The following is an 8198-nucleotide window of genomic DNA, read 5'->3' on the forward strand; positions in this document are numbered from 1 at the left end:
CCATAAATCTCAATTCGGAAATTTCAGATTTTATCATCCAAACCTTAATAACAATGGTTAACCCTATTTATCAACCAATTATTAATTTCAATACTTGAATCCGGCGGTTGGCGGCCGAAGGTTCTCACCCGCCAACTTGGCTGGTGATCCTACCCACCAAGGCAGCCTCGACACGACATTATGGCGAATCTCGTTGGCGTGAAACTCAAGACGGCACGGAACTTGTCCCCATCAGGGTTGAACTTGGCGTAGTCGCCCGATTTTTTGATCGGCGTGCGACCACCCTCACCGAGCACGTTGCAGACCTGCGCGAGTACAAGTTAAACCGCGCCTTCGACACCTATGCCAAGACATCATCTTGAACTCGCCGCGCGCCCCTTCCCGATTCTCGCTACAGCCCTTCTCACTGTTCTACTGCGCGTTGAAGTGCGCTAGCTTCGCGGCCCAGTACGCTCTTTTTTTTGTAGTTGCTCTCATGCTTCGCGATCCAAGCCCGCGCGCTTTGATATTGATCTCCATCCTGGGATTGGTTCGTATCTTTCTCGGCCGGGTCCTCGCTCGCTTGGTTGCCAGTTCCATCACCATGGCTAGCGATCATCTCCAGCATTGCGCCAGAGTGCACAAATACGACGACGGGGATCAGGCGAGGACCCTATACAGATTCCTTCAACAGCGGTTGGATTTTGCACTGGCAAGGGAGGATCTTGTCGGGAATTTTATAGCAATAGTTGCCACGCTGGCGATAATAGGATCATTTTTTAATTTGCAAGCGTTAGGTGTTTTGATTGGCGTGGCTCTGGTAAGCGGGATGGTATTTGTACTGCAATGGATTAGCGTCTACGCCTTGTTGCGCGTCAATGAAACGGTTACAAGCCGGAACGCAGAGTTCAACACACTTATCGCCAGGAGACTCGGAGTACTGGGGCTCGATGAAATGAAACAGGCGAGCGCCGCGCGCTTTGATGCTCTGAGTAGGCAGGAGCGTCTTTGGCGAGCACTCGACTCAGGCGCAAAGATTTCCGAGACCTACTTGGGAATACTACTGAGAATTCTTCCCTTGGCCGCGATTGGAGCAATTGGTGTCGTTCCTGGGATGTCACTCGGTGAGGCAGGTGTAACGGTGTTCTGGGTCTCGATGCCGCTGTTCGCGGCACTTCTCGCAATTCCGCGCGAGGTGCAGGCGTGGAAAGCACTTAAGAGCGCTCAAGCGCATATCGATGCGACGTGTAGCCGGATTCCGGTAGGGAATTCATCATGCGTTACCTTCGACGGCAAGGACACCATCTGGGCGGCGCCGCTGTACGTGAATCTGTTGGGCCGGGGTCCACTACGATGCCGGCTTCTTCGTCGGCTCGGGATGTGGGGCGAGCTTGGCCTGGGAGAACTTCCAACGCCCTTTGAGAAATTGCTAGCGCCTGACGAACTGTCGGAGGGCCAAAAGCAAAGATTGCTCCTGATCCGATCCGTGTGTTGCGCAGTAGATCGAGATGTGCCGCTGAGCCTGTCAACCCAGCTAATTTCACTCGATCTGCCAAATAGAATGAAAGCCAAAACGCTGTTGGATCAGCTTGTAACTGAAGGGGCGCTCAGGGTATGCGGTGCGGATGGAATTTCACGTGATGGATATTCTGAACTTTCAGAGCCTCGGAGTCATTTAGACCCGCCCCTAAGGGAAGCTCAGTCGCCAGATAGAAGCGGCAAAGCCCCGGTTATTCCGCGTTTTGTGCGCTGGTACTTTCCTGTCTTTATCCTCGCCGCCTATCTCGATGCGAATGTGGCACGCCTTATTGGAAGCCATGGTTCGTTGACACGTGAAGCCATCTGGTCAGCCATGGGAGCTTTCTCGCTCACGATACTTGGTGGGATGGCACTTGAGCATCATGTCAGGCGTAAAACCTTCAAGAGCCTTTCCCTTTCGATCTTCCGATCGTCGTCGCCAAACATAGAGATCGAGAGGAGAGTTCCCGTCGACCTCGACGTTGCACAAGAGGGCTTCTCGTACTACCTTCACGACTTTACTTGGGCTCTTGCTGTGTTTTCGCTTTTCGCTATGTCACTGGTTTTCGCGGCGGGCGCTTTGGGTATTGGTTTCATAGCTGGTTTTGTAATCCTGGTTTGGTTTTTTTACTCCAGGAACTACCGTGGAATTGTGTTGGCAAGAGAAAAAATGCTGGAGGCGAGTCGGACATTTGTGCTCACTATTCGCGATTGGGCGTCATTCGACCTGGCGACAGCTAGACTGGGCCAGACTACGCGAACTAGGCGGATGAGAGCCGTGCTGGCGTTGCCATCGCTCCAACGTTGGACCGAAGCCAAGGTACGGCTCTATCTAAAGAAGGTGGAGCTGGCGCTCCTACTCGAGGGGACCTTCCATATCCTGCTGATGCTGTGCCTCAGCTCTTTGCTGCTCGCGAAGGTGGAAGCCTCGCTTGCTGCGTTCCTTCTGTCCGCGCTCCTTGCCGTAGACCGGGAGTCCATCCGCCTCTTTGTGGCCGGTTCCGGCCTGCTAAGCACGGCATCATCTTTTCACGCAGTTTCCAACTTGCCGCTGGTAAACCGTATTCCTTGGGTGAGCCTTGAAGAGGGTGAGCAGGGAATCCGGCTCGCCGAAGCGCACTCCCCCCTGACAGGAATCCGTTATCCAGAGGTGAACTTCAATTTTGGAGTCAACTGGGTATTAGGCCGGTCGGGATGCGGGAAGACGACCCTGTTGACCGAATTGTTTTGGGCGTTACATCGCTGGGGGCGCACCGTCGCATTTTTTGGCAGACGCGAGATGACCGAGATTGGTCAGGGACGACGAGCAGACGCAGTTCTTCGTGAGCTTCTTGAGAATCACCAATGGCGAGCCGGGGGTACGCTGATCTTGGACGAGGCGTTGGAAGAGATCCACGAGGATGAATTAGAAAGCATCTACCATTTTCTTGATGTGTGGGGTCGTGATCATCGGGTCGTGATCCTGAACACAGACCATCGGACTTCGGCACAGACGCCGGGCTATAAGTATGTACTGCCGGGATAACCGACGCCGCTGGACACGGGAATGCTACGCGTCGGTTTGCCCAAGGTCATTGCATAAACAGAAACCGGGCGGAGCATGCCACCGCCCGGCAACCGGCAACCCTCGACCCTTACATCCTCCCCTTCCACGGCACCAGCCACGTCTCCATCTTGCGCATCAGCAGGTCGAAGGTATAGGCGATCAGGCCGATCAGCCCGATACCCATGATCACCACGTCGGTGCGCAGGAAGTTCGACGCATTCAGTACCATCTGCCCCAGCCCCGCCGTGGCGGCCACCATCTCGGCGGCGACCAGCGTGGTCCAGCCGAAGCCGATGGCGATGCGCATGCCCGTCAGGATGTCCGGCAGCGCGGCCGGGATCACCACATGGCGGATCACCTGCCACGGGTTGGCCCCCATCGAATACGCCGCGTTGATCTGCTCGATGGTGACCGAGCGCACGCCGGCCTGCGCCGACATGGCCAGCGGCGCGAAGCAGGCCAGGAAGATCAGCAGGATCTTGGAGGTTTCGTCGATGCCGAACCAGATCACGATCAGCGGCAGGTAGGCCAGCGGCGGCAGCGGACGGTAGAACTCGATGGGCGGATCGAACACGCCGCGGGCGATGCGCGACACGCCCATCATCACGCCGATCGGCACCGCCGTCACGGTGGCCAGCGCGAAGGCGCCGAACACGCGCACCATGCTGGCGCGGAAATGCTCGGTCAGCGGCAGGCCGCCTTGCACATTGCCGTTCCAGGCATCGATAAACGCGTTGATGATGGATTCCGGCGTGGGCAGGAACAGTGGCGGCAGCCAGCGCAGGTGGCTGGCGATCCACCACAGCGCCAGCAGCGACGCCACGGTGATGGTGGAGATGCGCGAACTGCTGCCTTCGCCGGGCAGGCGATAGCCGGAGACGGCCTTCATGCGGCGCGCGGCGGGCGCGGCGGCCACGGCACCGGCGCCCGGCGCAGGGTCGAGTCGTTGAACGGAAGCGGACATGGCGGGCTCCTCAGGGCGTGGCATGGATCAGGTTGACGATTTCTTCGCGATAGCGGATGAACTCCGGGTCGGACTTCACCTCGCGTGCATCGCCGCAGGCAATGTAGCGGCGCGCGAACGGCATCTCGTAGGTATGCGCGATGCGTCCCGGCGACGGCGTCATCACGATCAGGCGGGTGGCCAGGAAGAGCGCTTCCTCCACGCTGTGGGTGATGAAGAAAACGATCTTCTGCTCGGCCGCCCACAGCTTGAGGATCAGCGCCTGGATCGATTCGCGGGTGAGCGCATCCAGCGCGCCGAGCGGCTCGTCCATCAGCATCACCGCGGGATCGTTGGCCAGCGTGCGGGCAATGCCCACGCGCTGCTGCATGCCGCCGGACAGCTGGTAGACCGGCTTGGCCGCCACCTTCTCCAGTCCCACCAGCGCCAGCTTCTCCTGCGCGATGCGCAGGCGCTCGGCACGCGGCACGCCGCGCAGGCGCAGGCCCAGCGCCACGTTGTCCAGCACATTGAGCCAGGGCATCAGTGCATGCTTCTGGAACACCACGCCACGCTCGGCACCGGGGCCGTGCACGGATCTGCCGTCGAGGCGGATCTCGCCTTCCGAGGGCTGCATGAAACCGGCAATGCACGACAGCAGGGTCGTCTTGCCGCACCCGGAGGCGCCCAGCGCGACCACGAAGTCGCCGCGCTCCATGGTGAGATTGACCTGCGACAGGGCCAGCGTCTCGGCGCCGCCGCGGCCGCCGTAGTTCACGCTGAGGTTGTCGATTTCGAGTTTGGCCATAGCTGCAAACTTCCGAAGAGAGTGTGTCGAGGCCGCGCGGCGGGCATCGCCCGCGCCGCGGCAACCGTCCTTCATCGCGCCATGCGGCGCGCGCAGATCAGGCCGGCGTCTTGGCCAGCGCGCGCCGCACCCACTCGGCATTCACGCCCGGGCCATAGTCCGGCAACACGGTCTGGATGGTGCCCTGTTCCTTGAGGAATTGCGCCGCGGACTGCAGCGCCTTGGCCGCGCCGCCACCCAGCCAGCGCGGCGAGGCCTGCTCGTCGAGCGTGGGGAAGTTGTACAGCGCCATGCTGGCCGGCACCGCTTCAGCCTTGGCGCCCGATACCTTGGCGACAGCCTTCACCATGGGAGAGTCGGCACTCCAGCCGGCCTTGTCCTGCCGGTATTTTTCGTCCGCCGCGGCCAGGATCTTGACGAACTTGACCATGAACTCGGGGTTCTCGCGCGCGAACTTCTTGTTGGCGATCATGCCGTCGAAGGTGGCCTTGCCGGTCTCGCTGGCGATCTTGCCCGACGTCACCAGCACCTTGCCCGACTGCTTGAGCTTGGCCAGCACCGGATCCCAGATAAAGGTGGCATCGATGTCGCCGCGCTCCCAGGCCGCCGCCACTTCGGGCGGGCGCATGTTCATGATCTTGACGTCGCGCGGATTGATCCTGGCCTGCTCCAGCGCCACCAGCGTGTGGTAGTGCGTGGTGGAGACGAAGGGCACGCCCACCCGCTTGCCCTTGAGGTCGGCCACGCTGTTGATATTGCTGCCGTTGCGCGCCACCATGGCTTCGGCCGCATTGATGTCGTCAAGGATCCAGAACAGTTCCACGTCCAGCCCTTGCGACAGCGCCGAGGCAATCGGCGAGGTACCGGCTTCGCCGATGGCGATCTGGCCGGAAGCCATCGCCCGGATCACGTCGCCGCCACCGCCGAACTGGCGGAACGAAACCTTGTAGCCGGTCTGCTTCTCGACTTCCTTCATGTCCTGCGCATAGCGCCATGGCACCACCATGTCCTGGTAGGCGATCACGACTTCCCTGCTCTGCGCATAGGCGCCCGGGGCGACGACGGCCGCCAGCACTACGCTTGCTGCAAGCTGCTTGATCCAACGCATGATGAACCTCCTCAAGATTGACTGGGTTGCGTGCCGGCGTGCAGTGCCGTCTGGCGTGCTGCGCGAGTGCCGGCAACAGGGGCGTGGCACCGGGGCGGTGCCTGCTCGAGGAGGAAGAGGTAATAAGCATGAGGCATGCCGTGTCTCCGTCTGGTTGGGACGTCTTTGCGTCCTCTCGTTCTGGTGGCGTCCCGTTCTGCCGGCGGGATCGCCTCGGTCCGCTCCAAGCGCGGTGTAGCCCTATGGTAGGAAGCGTGCCCCGTTGCGGTTAGAGCCAGCCGGGGGTAACTGTGGGTCCACGACCAGATTTGGTTCACTTTAAGATACAAATCGTTCCGTTTATTTGAATTTCATGTTGACCATCGCTCGGTCTCATCCTACATTCGACTCACAAACACTTTTCGGAACGTTTGGTTCCGTTTTGAGATCGAAGCCCGGAGACCCACCACCATGAGCGAACACCTCCCCGAATCCCTGCGCCAGGCCACCACCGACGCCCCCGCCACCACCGGCCCGCAGGCCATGACCCCCTCGGAAGCCTTTGTCGAAACCCTCGCCGCCAACGGCGTCACCGACATGTTCGGCATCATGGGCTCCGCCTTCATGGACGCCATGGACATCTTCGCCCCCGCCGGCATCCGCCTCATCCCCGTGGTGCACGAGCAGGGCGCCGGCCACATGGCCGACGGCTATTCCCGCGTCTCCGGCCGCCACGGCGTCGTCATCGGCCAGAACGGCCCCGGCATCAGCAACTGCGTCACCGCCATCGCCGCCGCCTACTGGGCCCACAGCCCCGTGGTCATCGTCACCCCCGAGGCCGGCACCATGGGCATCGGCCTCGGCGGCTTCCAGGAAGCCAAGCAGCTGCCGATGTTCCAGGAGTTCACCAAGTACCAGGGCCATGTCACCCACCCGGCACGCATGGCCGAGTTCACCGGCCGCTGCTTCGACCGCGCCATGGCCGAGATGGGACCCACCCAGCTCAATATCCCGCGCGACTACTTCTACGGCCAGATCCAGGCCGAGATCCCCCGCCCGCAGCGCCTGGACCGCGGCCCCGGCGGCGAACAACGCCTCAACGAAGCCGCCGAGCTGCTCGCCCAGGCCAGGTTCCCCGTCATCATCTCCGGCGGCGGCGTGGTCATGGCCGATGCCATCGCCGAATGCCAGGCACTCGCCGAGCGCCTCGGCGCGCCGGTGGTCAACAGCTACCTGCATAACGATTCCTTCCCCGCCAGCCATCCGCTGTGGTGCGGCCCGCTCGGCTACCAGGGCTCCAAGGCCGCCATGAAGCTGCTCGCCCGCGCCGACGTGGTGGTCGCCCTCGGCTCGCGCCTCGGACCCTTCGGCACCCTGCCCCAGCACGGCATGGACTACTGGCCCAAGCAGGCCAAGATCATCCAGATCGATGCCGACCACAAGATGCTCGGCCTGGTCAAGAAGATCTCCGTGGGCATCTGCGGCGACGCCAAGGCCGCCGCCGTGGCGCTGACCGGGCGCCTGGCCGGGCGCACCCTGGTGTGCGACGCCTCGCGCGAAGAGCGCGCCGGCCAGATCGCCGCCGAGAAGGCCGCCTGGGAGAAAGAGCTCGACGAATGGACCCACGAGCGCGACCCCTACAGCCTGGACATGATCGAGGAGCAGAAGCAGGAGCGCACGCCCAATGGCGGCCACTACCTGCATCCGCGCCAGGTGCTGCGCGAGCTGGAGAAAGCCATGCCCGAGGACGTGATGGTCTCCACCGACATCGGCAATATCAACTCGGTGGCCAACAGCTACCTGCGCTTCAACAAGCCGCGCAGCTTCTTCGCCGCCATGAGCTGGGGCAACTGCGGCTACGCCTTCCCCACCATCATCGGCGCCAAGGTGGCCGCGCCCCACCGCCCGGCCGTGTCCTATGCCGGCGACGGCGCCTGGGGCATGAGCCTGATGGAGACCATGACCTGCGTGCGCCACAATATCCCGGTCACCGCCGTGGTGTTCCACAACCGCCAGTGGGGCGCCGAGAAGAAGAACCAGGTCGACTTCTACAACCGCCGCTTCGTCGCGGGGGAGCTGGACAACCAAAGCTTCGCCGAGATCGCCCGCGCCATGGGCGCCGAGGGCATCGTGGTGGACAAGCTCGAAGACGTGGGCCCGGCGCTCAAGCGCGCCATCGATCTGCAGATGAATCACGGCAAGACCACCATCATCGAGATCATGTGCACCCGCGAGCTCGGCGACCCGTTCCGCCGCGATGCGCTCGCCAAGCCCGTGCGCACCCTCGACAAGTACAAGGACTTCGTCTGAGTCCCTG

General features: G+C 61.8%; 5 protein-coding genes. 2 read left to right on the forward strand and 3 right to left on the reverse strand.

The annotated features are described in order from the left end of the window. Window positions 1-475: 475 nt before the first annotated feature. Window positions 476-3022: a hypothetical protein gene (locus AB4Z48_RS31230; RefSeq protein WP_441621185.1), complete on the forward strand. Its 2547-nt coding sequence runs from the start codon at window positions 476-478 to the stop codon at window positions 3020-3022. A 109-nt stretch (window positions 3023-3131) separates the two neighbouring features. Here AB4Z48_RS31230 and AB4Z48_RS31235 read toward each other — a convergent pair whose 3' ends face one another. The 3 genes from AB4Z48_RS31235 to tauA all read right to left on the reverse strand — a co-directional run bounded on the left by AB4Z48_RS31235 (window position 3132) and on the right by tauA (window position 5902). Continuing rightward, window positions 3132-4007 carry an ABC transporter permease subunit gene (locus AB4Z48_RS31235; RefSeq protein WP_441621187.1) on the reverse strand — a complete coding sequence of 292 codons (876 nt, stop codon included), beginning with the start codon at window positions 4005-4007 and terminating at the stop codon, window positions 3132-3134. A gap of 10 nt (window positions 4008-4017) precedes the next feature. Next, window positions 4018-4794 carry a taurine ABC transporter ATP-binding protein gene (locus tag AB4Z48_RS31240; RefSeq protein ID WP_441621189.1) on the reverse strand — a complete coding sequence of 259 codons (777 nt, stop codon included), beginning with the start codon at window positions 4792-4794 and terminating at the stop codon, window positions 4018-4020. Between the two features lie 97 nt (window positions 4795-4891). Next, entirely contained in the window at window positions 4892-5902 is a 1011-nt protein-coding gene (gene tauA, locus AB4Z48_RS31245; RefSeq protein ID WP_441621191.1) for a taurine ABC transporter substrate-binding protein, read from the reverse strand. Between the two features lie 450 nt (window positions 5903-6352). On the opposite strand from tauA, the gene xsc reads away from it, so the two are divergent. After that, window positions 6353-8191 carry a sulfoacetaldehyde acetyltransferase gene (gene xsc, locus AB4Z48_RS31250; protein WP_441621193.1) on the forward strand — a complete coding sequence of 613 codons (1839 nt, stop codon included), beginning with the start codon at window positions 6353-6355 and terminating at the stop codon, window positions 8189-8191. Window positions 8192-8198: the final 7 nt, after the last annotated feature.

Source organism: Cupriavidus sp. 2TAF22 (assembly GCF_052115045.1).
In the GTDB taxonomy this organism is placed as follows: Bacteria; Pseudomonadota; Gammaproteobacteria; order Burkholderiales; family Burkholderiaceae; genus Cupriavidus.

Bases quoted from the DNA above. Each gene is read 5' to 3' on its own strand.
- AB4Z48_RS31235 (WP_441621187.1), bottom strand. From the start codon at position 4,007: ATGTCCGCTTCCGTTCAACGACTCGACCCTGCGCCGGGCGCCGGTGCC.
- tauA (WP_441621191.1), bottom strand. From the start codon at position 5,902: ATGCGTTGGATCAAGCAGCTTGCAGCAAGCGTAGTGCTGGCGGCCGTC.
- AB4Z48_RS31230 (WP_441621185.1), top strand. From the start codon at position 476: ATGCTTCGCGATCCAAGCCCGCGCGCTTTGATATTGATCTCCATCCTG.
- xsc (WP_441621193.1), top strand. From the start codon at position 6,353: ATGAGCGAACACCTCCCCGAATCCCTGCGCCAGGCCACCACCGACGCC.
- AB4Z48_RS31240 (WP_441621189.1), bottom strand. From the start codon at position 4,794: ATGGCCAAACTCGAAATCGACAACCTCAGCGTGAACTACGGCGGCCGC.